The sequence below is a fragment of the Nostoc sp. UHCC 0870 genome (genome assembly GCF_022063185.1).
GTDB lineage: Bacteria > Cyanobacteriota > Cyanobacteriia > Cyanobacteriales > Nostocaceae > Trichormus.
In genome coordinates this window covers 940,540-955,290 of the sequence record NZ_CP091913.1, presented here as the reverse complement: position 1 = coordinate 955,290, position 14,751 = coordinate 940,540, and the positions used below count along the sequence as shown (strand labels likewise).

The following is a 14,751-nucleotide window of genomic DNA, read 5'->3' as shown; positions in this document are numbered from 1 at the left end:
TGGCGATAAACGTCACACAACAACACTGCGAGGAAAAATTGTATGCCAATTGTTACCGTCAAAATTGCCAGAGGACATTCCATCGAAAAAAAACGGCATTTAGTAGAAGCCATTACCAATGCGATGGTTGCAGCATTAGATACCAAACCAGAATGGATAACCATTCACATAGATGAGTTTGAGCGAGAAAACTGGGCTGTAAATGGTATTTTACACTGCGATCGCCATCGTGGTAGACACGACGAAACAGGCAGATAGCACTAAAAAATAGTAGGGTGTGTTAGCGAAAGCGTAACGCACCTTACATGAAACTAATCACCAAAACTTCTTAATTACAAATTAAAAATTACAAATTACAAATTACGAATTACGAATTACGAATTATTAAAAATGGATATTTCAAAAACAAAATTAACACCAAATCCCCTATTTCAAAAAATCGAACAAGCTCGCCGTCGCCCAGCTAAAGTAAGAGATACTCACATCACTCTCGCACATGGTAGCGGCGGAAAAGCCATGCGCGACTTAATAGATGATATTTTTGTCAGTAGTTTTGATAATCCCATTCTTTCCCAATTAGAAGACCAAGCTAGCTTTAATTTATCTAGTCTTTTAAAACAAGGAGATAGACTCGCTTTTACCACAGATTCCTATGTCGTAGACCCCTTATTTTTTCCTGGTAGCGATATCGGAGAACTAGCAATAAACGGTACAATTAATGACTTAGCCGTCAGTGGTGCTAAACCCTTATATTTAACCTGTAGTGTAATTCTAGAAGAAGGATTACCAATAGAAACCCTCCGGCGCGTCGTCACCAGTATGAAAACATCTGCCCAAAAAGCAGGCGTGCAAATCGTCACCGGTGACACAAAAGTTGTTCATCGTGGCGCGGCTGACAAAATATTTATTAACACTACTGGTATTGGCATTATCCCCACAGGGGTTAATATTTCCGCCCACAATATTCAACCCGGCGATGTCATAATTATAAATGGAGAATTAGGAAATCATGGCGCAGCAATTTTAATTGCCCGTGGAGAATTAGCATTAGAGACTAACATAGAAAGTGATTGTCAGCCATTACATGAATTAGTAGCAACTATCCTCAATGTTTGTCCTGAAGTTCACACTATGCGGGATGCAACACGGGGAGGTTTAGCAACAGTTTTAAATGAATTTGCCATGACTTCTAATGTAGGGATACGCATCAATGAAGAATCTATCCCTGTACGTGAAGAAGTCAAAGGAATGTGTGAAATTTTGGGATTAGACCCCTTATATTTAGCTAATGAAGGCAAATTAGTATTAGCGGTGAAGAGAGAGAAAGCCGAAACAGTTTTATCAGCAATGAAATCTCACCCATTTGGTAAAGATGCGTCTATTATTGGGGAGGTTATTGATTCACCCGCAGGAGTAGTTTTATTAAAAACTGCCTTTGGTACAGAAAGAATTGTTGATATGCTAGTTGGCGATCAATTACCAAGAATTTGTTGATAATAAGTAGAGCATTTCATGTCATGCACGAACTAGGAATTACTCAAAATATTATTGCGATCGTTAATGAATATGCTCAAGGCTCAAAAGTAAGCCGAGTTTCATTAGAGATTGGCAAACTTTCCGCTATTATGCCTGATGCTATCAAATTTTGTTTTGATATTTGTACCCAAGGTACAGTTTTGGCAGGTGCAACATTAGAAATTATTGAAATTCCTGGTTTAGCTAAATGTCGTCAATGTGGTGCAGAAATTGCTCTAGAAAAACCATTTGGTATCTGTAAATGTGGTAGCGTTCACTTAGATTTAATCACTGGGGAAGAACTAAAAATTAAAGAGATAGAAATTGAGGAAGTATGTGTGTAACCTGCGGTTGTTCTGATGATGCTGACGGCAAAATAACTAATTTAGAAACAGGTGAAATGGAACATAATCACCATCATCATACCCACACCTTACCAGATGGTACTGTGATTAAACATTCCCACAATCACGACCAAAATCATAACCATGAAGCACCACAAATTCACGCCAAAATTCATGGTACAACTATATCTTTAGAACAAGAGATTTTAGGAAAAAATAACCTCCTAGCAGCCCAAAATCGCGGCTGGTTTAAAGGTCGTAATATTCTCGCATTAAACTTAATGAGTTCCCCCGGTGCGGGTAAGACAACTCTTTTAACTCGCACTATCAACGATTTAAAACATCAATTACCTATAACTGTCATCGAAGGCGACCAAGAAACAATTAATGATGCTCAGAAAATTAAAGAGACAGGCTGTAAAGTTGTGCAAATTAACACAGGTACAGGCTGTCATTTAGATGCTTCGATGATAGATAGAGGTTTGCAACAACTAAACCCCCCCCTCAACTCAGTTTTGATGATTGAGAATGTGGGTAATTTAGTTTGTCCAGCTTTATTTGATTTGGGAGAACAGGCGAAAGTAGTCATTCTTTCGGTTACAGAAGGGGAAGATAAGCCAATTAAATACCCCCATATGTTCCGCGCCAGTGAGATTATGATTATCACCAAAATTGACTTGTTACCCTATGTACAATTCGATGTGCAGCGTTGTATAGAATACGCACAACAGGTTAATCCGAATATGCAAATTTTTCAGGTGTCTGCAACCACAGGTGCAGGCTTAGATACTTGGTATAAATGGCTAACAGAAAAGGTAATAAATTATTCAAATTTCATTAATGCTTGATTGTTGTTTGCAATAAAACAGGACTTACGCAAGTGTCACAATCGATGGTTGGTGCGTGACGCTATAAGTTTCATGACTACGTTTAAAGAGGGCTTGCAGCGTCACACGCCCTACGTGCCAAATGTGCCAGTTGCGTAAGTCCTATAAAATTGCAATTATCCTAAAAAGATTGCCTAGCACTCTATAGCCAATCTCGGTAAGCTGAAATTTCATTGACACTAATTTCCAAGGGGTCGCCTTTACCAAAAGGGGGGTAAACGCGAATTTTGGCATTATTAGTAAATCTTTCGAGTCTATTGCCTAGCTGCGGAATATTGCTGACAATGTGCCAGTAAGAGACTATATCAGGACAGTCAATCACTAGCATGATCATCGTGTCTTTTTTGGTGAGATACCACTGGCAATTAGATAATAATGCTTGGGTAATGCGATCGCAAGCTAGATAAAAGCATCTGCCAATAGACTGTTCTAGTTCCAGATGCAGCATTCCATCCTCTTTTGTCACCCCAGTTGGGGGTAAATCATCGGGAGGAAGCTGGTTGATTTTAGACATAATTTCTAACCTTTTGGTTGTAGCGCAACAAACTCTCTTGATTCTTGGCTAGATTGAATGAAGTAGGTTTGAACGCCAATGTACCTAGATTTAATTCGTCCTGGAATTTTTTGATTTTGTCCCGACAGATGACTACATCCCCAATGATTGAGTTTTCAATCAAGTAGTCTTAATTTTTTTGACTTTTACATAATCTGACTATTTTTCTACCATATGTAACTCCAACCATAGACGTGGATCATTATCTTTAAGCTTCGATAAAGGATCTCGCAATAATCGCTTGGCATTCATGCAGACTACTTGCACTAATCCCATATTTTCTGCTAATTCCCGCAGTATTTCTTTGTGAGCTTGCACATGAGGAAGCATATCATCAGAACAATAAATGCCTATATATTGCAAGCGTCTGGCAGGCCGTCCCCAAAAACAGGTGATGACTTTCACATGACACCCGTCTAATAATTCCCCAACTTTTGGATAATATTGAGTGACGACTCTTATGAATTCTTTAGCTAATATATCTTCCGTAATCATTGGAATTGATATTTCTGTAGCGTCCATCACTCTACTCAATATAACATATATTTGTTATTTAATCATGACAAAATAATAAATTTATTTGGAATAAAATTTAGATATAAATCAAAAATGAGGTGTACTTTTTAGAAGTGACACCTCAAATAATTTCAACTGAATCAGCTTAATTTTTAGCCTGAATGTTCTTATCTAGATTTTCGCTCTGCAAATAATACTTCAGCTATAATCTCAGGTAAATTGCCTAAGTCTACAAATCCCTCAGAGCTACTAATAGGCGACTTAAACGTATAGTTTGGGTCACATTCTCCCGTATCATATACTTGAACGTACCACCTATCAGGAAAGCCAGCTACACCCAATTCTACAATATACCAACTCTCACCTACTAAGCGAGAATTTAAGATGGTAAACCAATCTCTATAATCTACTGAAATATTCCAGTCTGCCAACAGAAACTCTAATGCTATATGTCCAGCATCAGTTGCAGTAAGTAGCATGATTACTCCTTATTTGCAGCTTCAGTATTAGTATTTTCAGTTTGTTGTAACTCAGGATATAAACCTAAATATTTTGCTAACTCACGAGCTAGAAAAAAGAGAAACTTTGACCCATCTTGATTACCTTGATGGGCAAATGTAGTCGCTACTTGTACAATTGTTTCTACAAAATTAGCATCAATTAATTCTTTATTGGCTTCTAAAATTTCTGGCTCTTGCCCATTAGGACATTGTAGCAATTCATCAATTAAATTAAAATATAATGTTTGGCGTTCTTCTTTGACTTCTTTCATAGTGCTTTTTTGAATGATTATGTTGACGATTAATTCTTAGGGATAAGTCAGAATTTAAAAATAAATACTGACCATTGATTCCTCAAATCTATTGTTCTATACTTTGCTGCCAAAGTCTTTCTAACATTTCTACTTGTTCTTTTAACATTGCAGCCCGATGAACAAGATAACGGTCATGAATAATAATTCCTAAGCCAATAAAAATAGGAATTAATACAATAAACCATTGGATGATAATAGCAAGCTTGTAACTCTCAGCAATAGTTACCACTTGATTTACACCTTGATGAGCAGGTAATGGAGTAACAATTTGAGATGGAGATGATTTGTTACTAGTTATTACTTGATTATTCGTTGGACTAATTTTATTAACATCTGGGACTAATTTCTGTGTTCTAACGAACTCTGTGTGTTTTTCCCAAACTAAACTCAACACTATTAGCCCAGGAGATATTACCACTAAAGCAACTAGACAAACAGTGAGAACATTGAGCAGTTTAGATTTCATCTTTGCTCCCCTTGCTATGTACTCAGCACCACCAAATTAAATATCGTAATAATTCCATACATGAAGAGTGAAAAAACTGAGATATAATTTGGATAATAAAGGAGCTAATGATACAGAAAAATAATAAATTTACGCTGTGAATGAAAGGAAATTCAACAAAAAAGTATTCTTATTATCGGAAATAGATACTTTTACAGATAACTGTTCAAAAATCACTTTTTAATGATTAAGAAGTCCCCCCTAGTTCGCTGGTTTAACCCATTGAATTTCGGGGGGTAGAGGGGAATCTCTGCGTAAATCCTATACGTTTTATATCAGTTGCTCTTCTCGCCTATGGTTTCAGGGTGTCAGATTAAGATTATTAAAGTTATTAAGTTTGTACTCAAAGTCTAAAACCTTGAGATATTAAGGGTTATAAAAATAATTTGGGGTAGGGGTGCTAGTATTTTTGGGGCGGGGTACTAGCATTAATCAGATGGGGTTCTAGTATTTATCAAATCAGACTAAAACCTCATTGGGCGGATATCTCAGGCTGATTTTGCTTGAGTAGTTGATGCCAAAAAGTTGTACTCAAGCAAATTCTATTTATTGGTGAGTATATACAAATAACTCAAAAAAAACTATTAATTTTTTATAAATGAGTCATGTTTCTCTTATTAATTAAGCAATTGGGCGTAATGAATTGAAAATGCTGCTCAAATAAACAGTAATTTCTAGAGTTATTGGTTATTGGACATTAGCTTGATAAAGAAAGTTCCACTAGGAAGCTTATGGCAATATAAATCGCTGCAAAAATGTCATCAAATTGCTTTTTGCTCACAAATTTTGTGCTTAAGTGAGATTACATGACTCATACTCACACATACGCCTATTAGTAAAATCAAGGTATTTAAACTCATTGTTATAAACTAAAAATTATAAGTACAGACCTGTAAATGTAAGATTTTTAGGAGTAAATTTATGCGAATTGCTAAAGATGTCACAGAACTGATTGGTAAAACTCCTTTAGTTCAACTAAATAAAATTCCTCAATCGGAAGGGGTAGTTGCCAGAATAATTGTCAAATTAGAAAGCATGAATCCAGCTGCTTCTGTGAAAGACCGGATTGGGGTAAGTATGATTCTTTCCGCAGAAGCAGAAGGTTTAATTGAGCCGGGAAAAACTATTTTAGTTGAGCCTACTTCTGGTAATACAGGAATTGCTTTGGCAATGGTAGCAGCAGCTCGTGGCTATCAGTTAATTTTGACTATGCCAGAAACCATGAGTCAAGAAAGACGAGCAATGCTCAAAGCCTATGGTGCAACTTTAGAATTAACACCAGGGGCTGAGGGTATGCGGGGAGCAATTCGCAAAGCTGAAGAAATTGTAGCTAACACTCCTAATGCTTATATACCGCAACAGTTCCGTAACCCAGCTAACCCCAAAATTCATCGAGAAACCACCGCCGAAGAAATTTGGACAGATACAGACGGTGAGGTAGATATTTTAATTGCAGGGGTAGGGACTGGTGGAACGATCACTGGGATTGCAGAAGTGCTTAAGCAACGTAAACCGAGTTTTCAAGCGATCGCAGTTGAACCCAGCAATAGTCCCGTCCTCTCCGGTGGTGCAGCAGGTTCGCATAAAATCCAAGGTATTGGCGCAGGCTTTGTTCCCGATGTCCTCCGTCTGGAACTAATTGATGAAGTGATTAGAGTTAGCGACGATCAAGCCATGAGTTATGGACGGCGGTTAGCCAAAGAAGAAGGCTTACTCTCTGGTATATCCTCCGGTGCGGCTTTGTGTGCAGCTATTCAGGTAGGTAAACGTCCAGAGAACCAGGGGAAATTAATCGTGATGATTCAGCCTTCCTTTGGTGAACGCTATCTGAGTACAGCTATGTTTCAGGGGTTGACGATTGATTAGAGAGTGGGAATTTTAGATTTTGGATTTTGGATTGAATAATCTAAAATCCAAAATTGCAAATCCAAAATTGAAAAGCTGGAAACTGCGTAAAAATTTCTCACTTGTCTCACTGTATCCCTTTAACTTGTTATTTTTTGTGAGTCACAATAGAATGTGTAGGGATAGGTGCATCAATTGTGATTCACACATATCAAATCCAAGCGATTTTTGATTGCTTTCTCCCTGGAAAGGGAATTTAGACCCATGTCATTTGTCACAAAGTTCTGGTCGTCTTCAAAAGAAGTTTTATCTTCAAATTCTTCTACTAAGGAGAGAATGAGAGCAATAGCTCATAGCATGGATTTGCTGATACCTGGCTTGTATCTATGGTTCGGAGGTTTTACTCTGCGTCTTGGTGGTGACATACCAGATGATGAACCTTATAGATATCCAGGAGAAATTCATAGCTCTGCTGGTTTCGCTTTAGTATTACCAGGATATAAAATACTAACGACTTACCAGGGTAGTTATGACCCTAAACAAACACCAGATACAGGGTTTACCAAACTTCACTAGTACAATACTGGATGCCAGTACATTTGAATTATTAATGGTTGGTGCAGGATATTCTAAATCTGGGAGCGCGCCAGCTAAAGGTAACAGAGTAAAAGTCTGGTGGATTCACAATCAATTCCCTAGGGTAGAGTCGATATACTCTCCAGACAAGCAAATAGTAATTACAGGGTATCACGTTTAGTAATAATTCTAGTAGAAACGTAGTATTGCTACATCTGTACAATATTTTTACAAGATGTCTAATGGGGATGGGTAAAAATTTTTCAATTGTCTGACTGTAATTGATGAGTTTTTTCTCATCAATTATTTAAGTATTTCTCATGTGTCAATGCGACATTGATAACTGTTGTCGCAGAAACTTTTATCATGATGCTAAAGGCAATTTCGGGTGTTTCAATGACATTGATCGGACTCAGCACGAGTCTAATGTTCCCTCACATTGCGATCGCTGAAGAGATTATTTGCCAAGGAAACTTAGGTGCAATCACCGTTGATAATGTAAAAGTACCTCAAGGTAAAACTTGCACTCTCAGTAAAACCACTGTTAAAGGAAATATTGTTGTTGAACGCAGAGCAACCCTCAAGGCCATAGGTGTAAAAGTAAATGGCAATATTCAAGCAGAGGGAGCAAAACTAGTGGAAGTAAATTCTAGTGCTACCGTGGGTGGAAGCATCCAAGTCAAGCAAGGTAGTGCTGCTCGTGTGGTGAGTACACGCATCACTGGAGATGTGCAGTTTGAGTCAAATTCAGGACAAATAGTTGCTAATCAAAACCAGATTGGCGGAAATTTACAAGCTGTTCAAAATACTGGAGGGGTGACAATTCGAGAAAATCGCATTAATGGTAATTTGCAGTGTAAGGAAAATGCTCCTAAGCCAATTGGTGGTAGGAATATTGTCCAAGGTAGTAAAGAAGATCAGTGTGCAAATTTATGAAATTACTGTGCTTACTGATAAATTAATCCACTCTACTCTCAACTACTAACTCTCTTTACCAAGGAGCGATCGCTCCTTGGTAAAATGAACTCACACTGCCTTAATTAATCAACATTCTGCACCCTCATTTCCTAATGATTACAACCTTGAGCAAATTGGTAATTGGTAATTATGTGGGTTTCAAGCCCCCGCTAAATTTTCAATTTAGCGGTGTTTCCTTCGGTTAGAGGGCGATCGCAGTTGAACCCAGCAATAGTCCCGTCCTCTCTGGTGGTGCAGCAGGTTCGCATAAAATCCAAGGTATTGGCGCAGGCTTTGTTCCCGATGTCCTCCGTCTGGAACTAATTGATGAAGTGATTAGAGTTAGCGACGATCAAGCCATGAGTTACGGATGGCGGTTAGCCAAAGAAGAACGCTTACTCTCTGGTATATCCTTCTGTGCGGTTTTTTGTGCAGCCATTCAGGTAGGTCAACGTATTAGATTGATATTAACCTGATAATAATTACCTTTTTATCTACATATATAAAAGTTGCATTCTGTCAAAACAAATTAGATGCGTTTTCCCTGCGTGGTCGATTACCTTATATTTTTTATTCAGAGTAATAAAAAAGGGAGAATCTCTATAAAAAATTCAACCCAACCGCAACTAATATTTTCTTTATTCAGAGTAATAAAACCCGATTATCTATATGAAAACTTCATGATATTCTTCATAATTAATTGAATTACTTAAGCACTTAGGTATGTAATTATATATAGTGAGAAATACATAACCTAATGTCAATTATACTTATGCCCAAACATTCCAAAACTCTGTTCGCTTTATCTGCGATAGCATTGACCCCTATCGCTATTGGTTTGAGCCAAGCTCCAGCATCTGCGGTTGCACTAACTTGGGATTTAAACAATTTTAATTTTCGTGGTGGAGGGCAAGCAACAGGTTCTTTCGCTTATGATGCAACTACAAACCAATTAACCAATTGGAATATCACTACGACAGATGGGAATATTGCAGGGTTCAATTACACAACTAGCAATAGTCGGGTAAACGCAGGATTATTTGGAACATTATCTGACAGGCTATTTAGTTTCACCACTGGTAGTAGAGCCTTCGCATTTCTATTACCTTCAGAATTACCAGCAACAACAAATGCACTTGTGACAAGTCGCGGAGTTACTGCTGCTGCTGAAGGTTTTGGAAATTTACGGTTTACTCTCGCTGGAGGGCTTAACTTTCAGGCTGGAGGACGAGTAGCTTCGAGCGGAGCTACAGTAGTAAACAATGTTCCTGAACCAGAAGATACATTAGCTATTGGAGCTTCTTTAGGTTTTTTCTGGTTGTTGGGTAAGAGATACTACAAAAAAAGCAAGGTAAAATCTCTCTCAAAAGTTTAAGTTATAGCCTCTGTCAACTTCCTAAAATCTAAACATCCAATCCAGTGTTTGTTTAAAAAAATAGGAATTAAACATTGACAAAGAAGCCGAAATAAAACCAATTCGCAATTCGCAATGGGCTAACGCCCCGCTCCGCTAACGCAATTCGCAATTCGCAATTCGCAATTCGCAATCAAGATGATGTGTAAAAAGCCTTCCCTAACCAGGTAATGGGCAAAACCACAAGGGTTTCCCGGCGTAGGAACACCACTGACTACAAGCCGAGAAACCCATTCCCCAGAAGAAACTGTACGAAGGCGTAGCCTCTCCCACAGGAGACGATGCGCTGGTATTATCCCTTGATGAAAGCCTGTGAACCCAATTAAAACAATCAAAAGCAATCAATTTTGGTTATTAGGAATTGCATCTGGTTTAATCGCTATTCACGTAACACTAACCAGTCGGCAAGAAAGTAACATATTTGTTTGGAGCATTATATTTTGGATTGCTACATCCTTTTTGGTATGGAGAAAACGTGACACTCTAAATTTAGACAGTAGTTTTTATGCCACCATACTAGGTTTACTTCTCGTTGCCATTATTCTTTTTAGAAGTAGCAATTATCTCAGTTTAACATTCATTGGTATTGCACCTTTTGTTTCAGCTTTAGCATTAAGCCTGATTGCTTCTGGGTTTAAGGGCATAAAACAATATAAACAAGAACTCATATTGCTATTTTTTTTTAATATCCCCCATATCGTAATATTACCATTAATTGATATATCGGCATTGACTGCTAAATTTGCAACTTATATGCTTTGGTATTTAGGTTTTGAAGCATCTGTAGAAGGAGTTTCTGTTGTCCTTCCTCAAGGAAGTGTTGTTGTATATCACGGCTGTTCTGGATTAAGCAACATACTTAATTTAATCAGGCTGACTGTAATGTTCTTGATTTTATTCCCTTTAAAAGGAAGCAAGCAAAAAATCTTGGTATTTTCAGCATCTGTTGTCATTGCATTTTTGACTAACAGTATGCGAATTGCTGTAATGGCAATTTTAACTGCTGCTCACAATCAGGTAGGCTTTGATTACTGGCATAAAGGAAAAGGCTCTCTCATTTTCCCCATAATTTCTACTGCTATATTGGGTATAATTTATTATTTTTTACTAACACGAGAAAATAATGCAGCAACTACAGTAACTAAAATTCAAACTCAGGAAACCCTAGATGGATAGTAGTAATGATTTTCTGGAAACAAGCCCGACCTTATTTTTTAGCTTGCAGTTTTTTGGGAATCCTCTTGGTTCTTTTAAAATCTATAGTAGCTCCAGTTAAAGAGCAACCAATATTAGCATCTTTCACTTTCCCTTCAAAGATAGATTTATCTGGATGGCAATTTCAGTCCAGTGAGCCTGTAACTGATAAAGATACAAAAAGAATAATATATCAATATACACGCAACCAGATTAACCTAAAAATCGAGATGAACTATGTAGTCACATTAATGGATAACGAATCATTATTCCATCAATATAATCCAAAAATTTTTGCTCCCGATAAACCTCGTACCATTATCCGTCAAAATGATAAAATTGGTGCTTACAGCCTATCAGTTCAGGAAGATCGTGTATATTTGCGTTCTTGTATCAATCCAAACAGTCCAAGTGCAATAACTTATGAACAATTTATCCGCAGTCGCTATACATCTGATATACAGTTACATCGCCTGCTACCAGCATTATTAGGTCAAGAATCACTGCGAGATAGTCGTTGTTTTTGGACACATTTATCTATACCTATCCAGAATTCTTCCCCGGAAAGTACCTACCAAATTTTAGAAAATGTATGGTTTTCCTGGTATCAATATTGGCCTTCTTTGTTTAACTAAATTTTAAATAACTGTCAAATAAACCATATATCTTTTATTTCAATTAAGGAATTTTTTACCTCATGACTCCATTAGATACAGAAGAATTGGTTAACAAAACCACACAATTATGGAATTTTAATAATAAAATTGCTCGTTCTATACTAGTTTTACGTTGGACTGGCTATTGTCTGTTGCTCTTGTTCTTATTTGAACTAGTAGCAATATTCGTCCCACCAAGTTTTATGAATCCAGCTTGGGAGTTTAAAGTTTTTGGTGATTTAATTCAACGAATCGCTATACCCTTAATCAGTCTAAGTTTTATATTCTATGGAGAAGATAATCTACGGAAGAAATGGGAAACTTTGGGGTTAAAAGTAATATACTGGTTTACTTTATTATTTGCTTTATTATTAATATTACTAATCCCTTTAGGAATTGTTAATAGTGTCAGAATTGATATGGAGAACAAGCGGCTATATACAACGCAACTTGTTCAGCAAATAGATCAAGTGGAACAAGTTAAAAAACAACTGGAACAAACAACAACATCGGCACAAATGGAGGAGCTTTTACGCAGCACCCCAAGCATAGGTACTATTCCCAAAATTGAAACATCTCAACAATTTGAAGAGATCAAAACTAAATTTTCTGAATTTCTTGTTGCTTCAGAAAATCAACTTAAGACAAGAACCCAAGAAAATCAAAAAGTTCAACGATTGAGTCTGATTAAAAATGCTATTAAATGGTGTTTAGGAGCTTTAGTATCGGCGGCATGGTTAATTTTCATCTGGAGAAATAACAAGTGGATAAGACAATACAAATAGTAACCTCTAGATAAAAGAGTATTACGATTAAAAGCCCTTGTAGACAAATCTAGAAGGGCTTAATATTAATATTCAGGTACAATTAATTCAAGAGACCTCTTGCAAAAGTCCGAAAATGAGATATGTCATTCTAAATGAAATGTAGAATCTTTGAGATGTTTCGCTTCGCTTAACATGACAGCTTCAGCATTTATGCAAGAGGTCTAAGCTATATTTTGCGCCCTCATCTCCTAATGATTACAACCTTGACGGTGGTGTTCTTGTTGACCGTGATGGTTGCAATTACCTTGATGATCGTGGTGATGACCATCACTGTGTCCATGTCCGTGACCGTGGGCGCAGCCTTGCAAATCCTGACTCATGAGGTTTTCGCTCATTTCGCGGAAGGATTCATCTACAGGCTTCAAGCCAATCCACGCATCTAGTTGTTCGACATCAAAACCTACCTCACGGCGATCGCCTACTTGGATTAAAGGACGGCGAATCAACAGAGGTTCTCTCAACATGAGGAATAAGGCGGTTTGTTCGTCTAAATTTCCTGGAACTATCTCACCAGACTTAATCTTGGGCGCAGAAGGATTAAACCACTCGGTAATCGGGCGATCGCCAAAAAATGACCGCAGGTGTTCTACTGTCCAAGGTTCAGTTAATAAGTTATAAGCTACAACTTCATGTCCAGCCGCAGTTAACAAAACCTTTTGTCGAGTACCACCCTTACAACCAGGTTTTTCATAGAAAATTACTCTAGCCATTGAAGTATCTCCTAGTAATTCGTAATACTCGCAAAGCGAGAAGCAAGCTACGTAATTCGTAATTTGTAATTTGTAATTGCAATTACGAATTAAAATTTTTTGGCGGTATGGGTAACTGCATCAAACTCGAATCTTTGTTTGGGGTCAGTCTCACCATAAATATTAAAAGTCACAGTTGGTTCATCACCTACTGCTGCTACACTGTGAATTGCATCGGGAGTGAAGCTGATAATATCTCCTGGGGATAGAAGAATTTCTCCCGTTGGCTCAATTTTGTCTGCAAATTCTGGGTGTTGGGTGCGTCGCCAAACAGTATTTTTTTCTTGTCCTTTTAATACTGCTACCACTCCCCATGTTCCATGATTGTGAATATTAGATATGCTTCCTGGTGCGAATGTAACTGTTTGTACTGTTAATGGGAAACCCAATTCATCATATAACAGTAGAACAGATGTTCCGGTTGTAGGGGAAGGCTCTAAATACTGACTCTGCACCCAGTAAGAATTTACAATCAAACGTCTCACCAGCATTCGGATTTCGGGTAGACGAATAGATTCATCATCTACACCATTGAGAACATCTTCTATCTCAGTTAAAAACCGATATAGACGATAATTCTCTTGTAATAAATTCCAACTTCTAGCTGATTTACACGCTTGATATTGACCGTCTCCTGTCAAGAGCCAATCCCTACCTTGCATAATATTTAAAGTCTTTGTTGAGAGAATTGGGAGAAAACCAACACGGGAGTAGCGAGATTAGGAAGAGGTTCATTAGAAAATGTTGGCACAACAACCTTAGAGGGAAAGAGGTTATTGTTATCAGAAGATGCAGATAGAGCGTTGTAGGAAGATGCGTTAAAAAATGAAAAAATATTCATGGTTGTAGAGTATTAACTGATAACTGTGGACTGTTCACTGTTTTAATCATCTTCTTCTGCTGGACGTGTTAATACATCCAGTAGGATTCCTGCTCCGAAATCTTGCTTTGAGTCAATTTCTTTAACTCTCATGCTGATTTCCTTAGCTCGCTCGATTTCCCCTAACTTTGCTAATACCAATCCTGTAGCGGCATAAGCATTTAAGTACAACCTGATAGGTGGTTCTTCCTTCCGATTAGCTAAGATTGGTTTAAGCTGCTCCCACTCATCAGGCAATTTCTCTGATTCTTTAATTTTATCTAATAATTGGCTAGTTGTTCGCAATGCCAAAGAATAATTATTTTTATAAAAGAAAAATCTATAAGCTGCTACTAAAACATCGGTATTTTCCCCAGTTATAGCTAAAGCTTGTTGTATGTATTTTTCTGATTCTGAAGTATTTTCCCAATGCTGTGCAGCTAAAATTAATAACTTTTTGACATCTTCAGAAACTTGAAACCAGGAAAATTTATTTGTGTCAGTGTGCATAATTGTCTGGGTAGGGATTAAAGACTAGTG

19 protein-coding genes and 2 pseudogenes are annotated in these 14,751 nt (G+C 37.5%); 12 read left to right on the top strand and 9 right to left on the bottom strand.

Annotated elements, in window-relative coordinates:
- Window positions 1-42: 42 nt before the first annotated feature.
- The 4 genes from L6494_RS04230 to hypB all read left to right on the top strand — a co-directional run bounded on the left by L6494_RS04230 (window position 43) and on the right by hypB (window position 2,707).
- Window positions 43-258, top strand: a complete 216-nt coding sequence (locus L6494_RS04230; protein WP_190704907.1) for a tautomerase family protein — start codon at window positions 43-45, stop codon at window positions 256-258.
- 132 nt (window positions 259-390) lie between these two features.
- Window positions 391-1,494, top strand: coding sequence for a hydrogenase expression/formation protein HypE (gene hypE / locus L6494_RS04225; protein WP_237991593.1), 1,104 nt, complete (start codon window positions 391-393; stop codon window positions 1,492-1,494).
- A gap of 23 nt (window positions 1,495-1,517) precedes the next feature.
- Window positions 1,518-1,859: a hydrogenase maturation nickel metallochaperone HypA gene (gene hypA / locus L6494_RS04220; RefSeq protein ID WP_237991592.1), complete on the top strand. Its 342-nt coding sequence runs from the start codon at window positions 1,518-1,520 to the stop codon at window positions 1,857-1,859.
- On the top strand, window positions 1,850-2,707 hold the full coding sequence (gene hypB / locus L6494_RS04215) for a hydrogenase nickel incorporation protein HypB (RefSeq protein WP_237991591.1): 858 nt from the start codon (window positions 1,850-1,852) through the stop codon (window positions 2,705-2,707). Before hypA ends, hypB begins: the two co-directional genes overlap by 10 nt.
- A gap of 181 nt (window positions 2,708-2,888) precedes the next feature.
- Here hypB and L6494_RS04210 read toward each other — a convergent pair whose 3' ends face one another.
- The 6 genes and pseudogenes from L6494_RS04210 to L6494_RS04185 form a co-directional block, all read right to left on the bottom strand.
- On the bottom strand, window positions 2,889-3,260 hold the full coding sequence (locus L6494_RS04210) for a hypothetical protein (protein ID WP_190704927.1): 372 nt from the start codon (window positions 3,258-3,260) through the stop codon (window positions 2,889-2,891).
- A pseudogene (locus tag L6494_RS04205) lies at window positions 3,253-3,429 on the bottom strand (LLM class flavin-dependent oxidoreductase); the annotation flags it as partial. The pseudogene L6494_RS04205 and the gene L6494_RS04210, both read right to left, overlap by 8 nt.
- A gap of 29 nt (window positions 3,430-3,458) precedes the next feature.
- A complete protein-coding gene (locus L6494_RS04200) occupies window positions 3,459-3,821 on the bottom strand; it encodes a hypothetical protein (protein WP_237991590.1) in 363 nt (120 codons plus the stop codon).
- 161 nt (window positions 3,822-3,982) lie between these two features.
- Window positions 3,983-4,294 carry a hypothetical protein gene (locus L6494_RS04195; protein WP_237991589.1) on the bottom strand — a complete coding sequence of 104 codons (312 nt, stop codon included), beginning with the start codon at window positions 4,292-4,294 and terminating at the stop codon, window positions 3,983-3,985.
- Between the two features lie 2 nt (window positions 4,295-4,296).
- Window positions 4,297-4,587 (bottom strand): hypothetical protein, encoded by a 291-nt coding sequence (locus L6494_RS04190; RefSeq protein ID WP_237991588.1) that lies wholly within the window; start codon window positions 4,585-4,587, stop codon window positions 4,297-4,299.
- 88 nt (window positions 4,588-4,675) lie between these two features.
- Window positions 4,676-5,095 (bottom strand): hypothetical protein, encoded by a 420-nt coding sequence (locus L6494_RS04185; RefSeq protein ID WP_237991587.1) that lies wholly within the window; start codon window positions 5,093-5,095, stop codon window positions 4,676-4,678.
- Between the two features lie 960 nt (window positions 5,096-6,055).
- On the opposite strand from L6494_RS04185, the gene cysK reads away from it, so the two are divergent.
- The 8 genes and pseudogenes from cysK (at window position 6,056) to hpsJ-A (ending at window position 12,561) form a co-directional block, all read left to right on the top strand.
- Window positions 6,056-7,000 (top strand): cysteine synthase A, encoded by a 945-nt coding sequence (gene cysK / locus L6494_RS04180; protein WP_237991586.1) that lies wholly within the window; start codon window positions 6,056-6,058, stop codon window positions 6,998-7,000.
- A gap of 315 nt (window positions 7,001-7,315) precedes the next feature.
- Window positions 7,316-7,555 carry a hypothetical protein gene (locus L6494_RS04175; RefSeq protein WP_237991585.1) on the top strand — a complete coding sequence of 80 codons (240 nt, stop codon included), beginning with the start codon at window positions 7,316-7,318 and terminating at the stop codon, window positions 7,553-7,555.
- 396 nt (window positions 7,556-7,951) lie between these two features.
- On the top strand, window positions 7,952-8,491 hold the full coding sequence (locus L6494_RS04170) for a DUF4097 domain-containing protein (RefSeq protein WP_237991584.1): 540 nt from the start codon (window positions 7,952-7,954) through the stop codon (window positions 8,489-8,491).
- Window positions 8,492-8,718: 227 nt separating this feature from the next.
- Window positions 8,719-8,967, top strand: a pseudogene (locus L6494_RS04165) (cysteine synthase A); the annotation flags it as partial.
- A gap of 302 nt (window positions 8,968-9,269) precedes the next feature.
- Window positions 9,270-9,887, top strand: coding sequence for a hypothetical protein (locus L6494_RS04160; protein WP_237991583.1), 618 nt, complete (start codon window positions 9,270-9,272; stop codon window positions 9,885-9,887).
- 351 nt (window positions 9,888-10,238) lie between these two features.
- Window positions 10,239-11,102: a cyanoexosortase A gene (gene crtA, locus L6494_RS04155; RefSeq protein ID WP_237991582.1), complete on the top strand. Its 864-nt coding sequence runs from the start codon at window positions 10,239-10,241 to the stop codon at window positions 11,100-11,102.
- A gap of 5 nt (window positions 11,103-11,107) precedes the next feature.
- Entirely contained in the window at window positions 11,108-11,755 is a 648-nt protein-coding gene (locus L6494_RS04150) for a cyanoexosortase A system-associated protein (RefSeq protein ID WP_237991581.1), read from the top strand.
- 62 nt (window positions 11,756-11,817) lie between these two features.
- The gene (gene hpsJ-A, locus L6494_RS04145) at window positions 11,818-12,561 is read left to right on the top strand and encodes an HpsJ-like protein, cyanoexosortase A-associated (RefSeq protein WP_237991580.1); all 744 of its coding nucleotides are present in this window, start codon (window positions 11,818-11,820) and stop codon (window positions 12,559-12,561) included.
- 230 nt (window positions 12,562-12,791) lie between these two features.
- Here the strand turns inward: hpsJ-A and L6494_RS04140 are convergent, their stop codons facing one another.
- The 3 genes from L6494_RS04140 to L6494_RS04130 all read right to left on the bottom strand — a co-directional run bounded on the left by L6494_RS04140 (window position 12,792) and on the right by L6494_RS04130 (window position 14,721).
- The gene (locus L6494_RS04140) at window positions 12,792-13,313 is read right to left on the bottom strand and encodes an ArsC/Spx/MgsR family protein (RefSeq protein ID WP_237991579.1); all 522 of its coding nucleotides are present in this window, start codon (window positions 13,311-13,313) and stop codon (window positions 12,792-12,794) included.
- An 89-nt stretch (window positions 13,314-13,402) separates the two neighbouring features.
- The gene (locus tag L6494_RS04135; RefSeq protein WP_237991578.1) at window positions 13,403-14,014 is read right to left on the bottom strand and encodes a cupin domain-containing protein; all 612 of its coding nucleotides are present in this window, start codon (window positions 14,012-14,014) and stop codon (window positions 13,403-13,405) included.
- A gap of 221 nt (window positions 14,015-14,235) precedes the next feature.
- On the bottom strand, window positions 14,236-14,721 hold the full coding sequence (locus L6494_RS04130) for a hypothetical protein (protein WP_237991577.1): 486 nt from the start codon (window positions 14,719-14,721) through the stop codon (window positions 14,236-14,238).
- Window positions 14,722-14,751: the final 30 nt, after the last annotated feature.

Excerpts from the sequence above, each read along its gene's own strand:
- L6494_RS04230 (WP_190704907.1), top strand. The coding sequence starts at position 43 with ATGCCAATTGTTACCGTCAAAATTGCCAGAGGACATTCCATCGAAAAA.
- hypE (WP_237991593.1), top strand. The coding sequence starts at position 391 with ATGGATATTTCAAAAACAAAATTAACACCAAATCCCCTATTTCAAAAA.
- hypA (WP_237991592.1), top strand. The coding sequence starts at position 1,518 with ATGCACGAACTAGGAATTACTCAAAATATTATTGCGATCGTTAATGAA.
- hypB (WP_237991591.1), top strand. The coding sequence starts at position 1,850 with ATGTGTGTAACCTGCGGTTGTTCTGATGATGCTGACGGCAAAATAACT.
- L6494_RS04210 (WP_190704927.1), bottom strand. The coding sequence starts at position 3,260 with ATGTCTAAAATCAACCAGCTTCCTCCCGATGATTTACCCCCAACTGGG.
- L6494_RS04200 (WP_237991590.1), bottom strand. The coding sequence starts at position 3,821 with ATGGACGCTACAGAAATATCAATTCCAATGATTACGGAAGATATATTA.
- L6494_RS04195 (WP_237991589.1), bottom strand. The coding sequence starts at position 4,294 with ATGCTACTTACTGCAACTGATGCTGGACATATAGCATTAGAGTTTCTG.
- L6494_RS04190 (WP_237991588.1), bottom strand. The coding sequence starts at position 4,587 with ATGAAAGAAGTCAAAGAAGAACGCCAAACATTATATTTTAATTTAATT.
- L6494_RS04185 (WP_237991587.1), bottom strand. The coding sequence starts at position 5,095 with ATGAAATCTAAACTGCTCAATGTTCTCACTGTTTGTCTAGTTGCTTTA.
- cysK (WP_237991586.1), top strand. The coding sequence starts at position 6,056 with ATGCGAATTGCTAAAGATGTCACAGAACTGATTGGTAAAACTCCTTTA.
- L6494_RS04175 (WP_237991585.1), top strand. The coding sequence starts at position 7,316 with ATGAGAGCAATAGCTCATAGCATGGATTTGCTGATACCTGGCTTGTAT.
- L6494_RS04170 (WP_237991584.1), top strand. The coding sequence starts at position 7,952 with ATGACATTGATCGGACTCAGCACGAGTCTAATGTTCCCTCACATTGCG.
- L6494_RS04160 (WP_237991583.1), top strand. The coding sequence starts at position 9,270 with ATGTCAATTATACTTATGCCCAAACATTCCAAAACTCTGTTCGCTTTA.
- L6494_RS04150 (WP_237991581.1), top strand. The coding sequence starts at position 11,108 with ATGATTTTCTGGAAACAAGCCCGACCTTATTTTTTAGCTTGCAGTTTT.
- hpsJ-A (WP_237991580.1), top strand. The coding sequence starts at position 11,818 with ATGACTCCATTAGATACAGAAGAATTGGTTAACAAAACCACACAATTA.
- L6494_RS04140 (WP_237991579.1), bottom strand. The coding sequence starts at position 13,313 with ATGGCTAGAGTAATTTTCTATGAAAAACCTGGTTGTAAGGGTGGTACT.
- L6494_RS04135 (WP_237991578.1), bottom strand. The coding sequence starts at position 14,014 with ATGCAAGGTAGGGATTGGCTCTTGACAGGAGACGGTCAATATCAAGCG.
- L6494_RS04130 (WP_237991577.1), bottom strand. The coding sequence starts at position 14,721 with ATGCACACTGACACAAATAAATTTTCCTGGTTTCAAGTTTCTGAAGAT.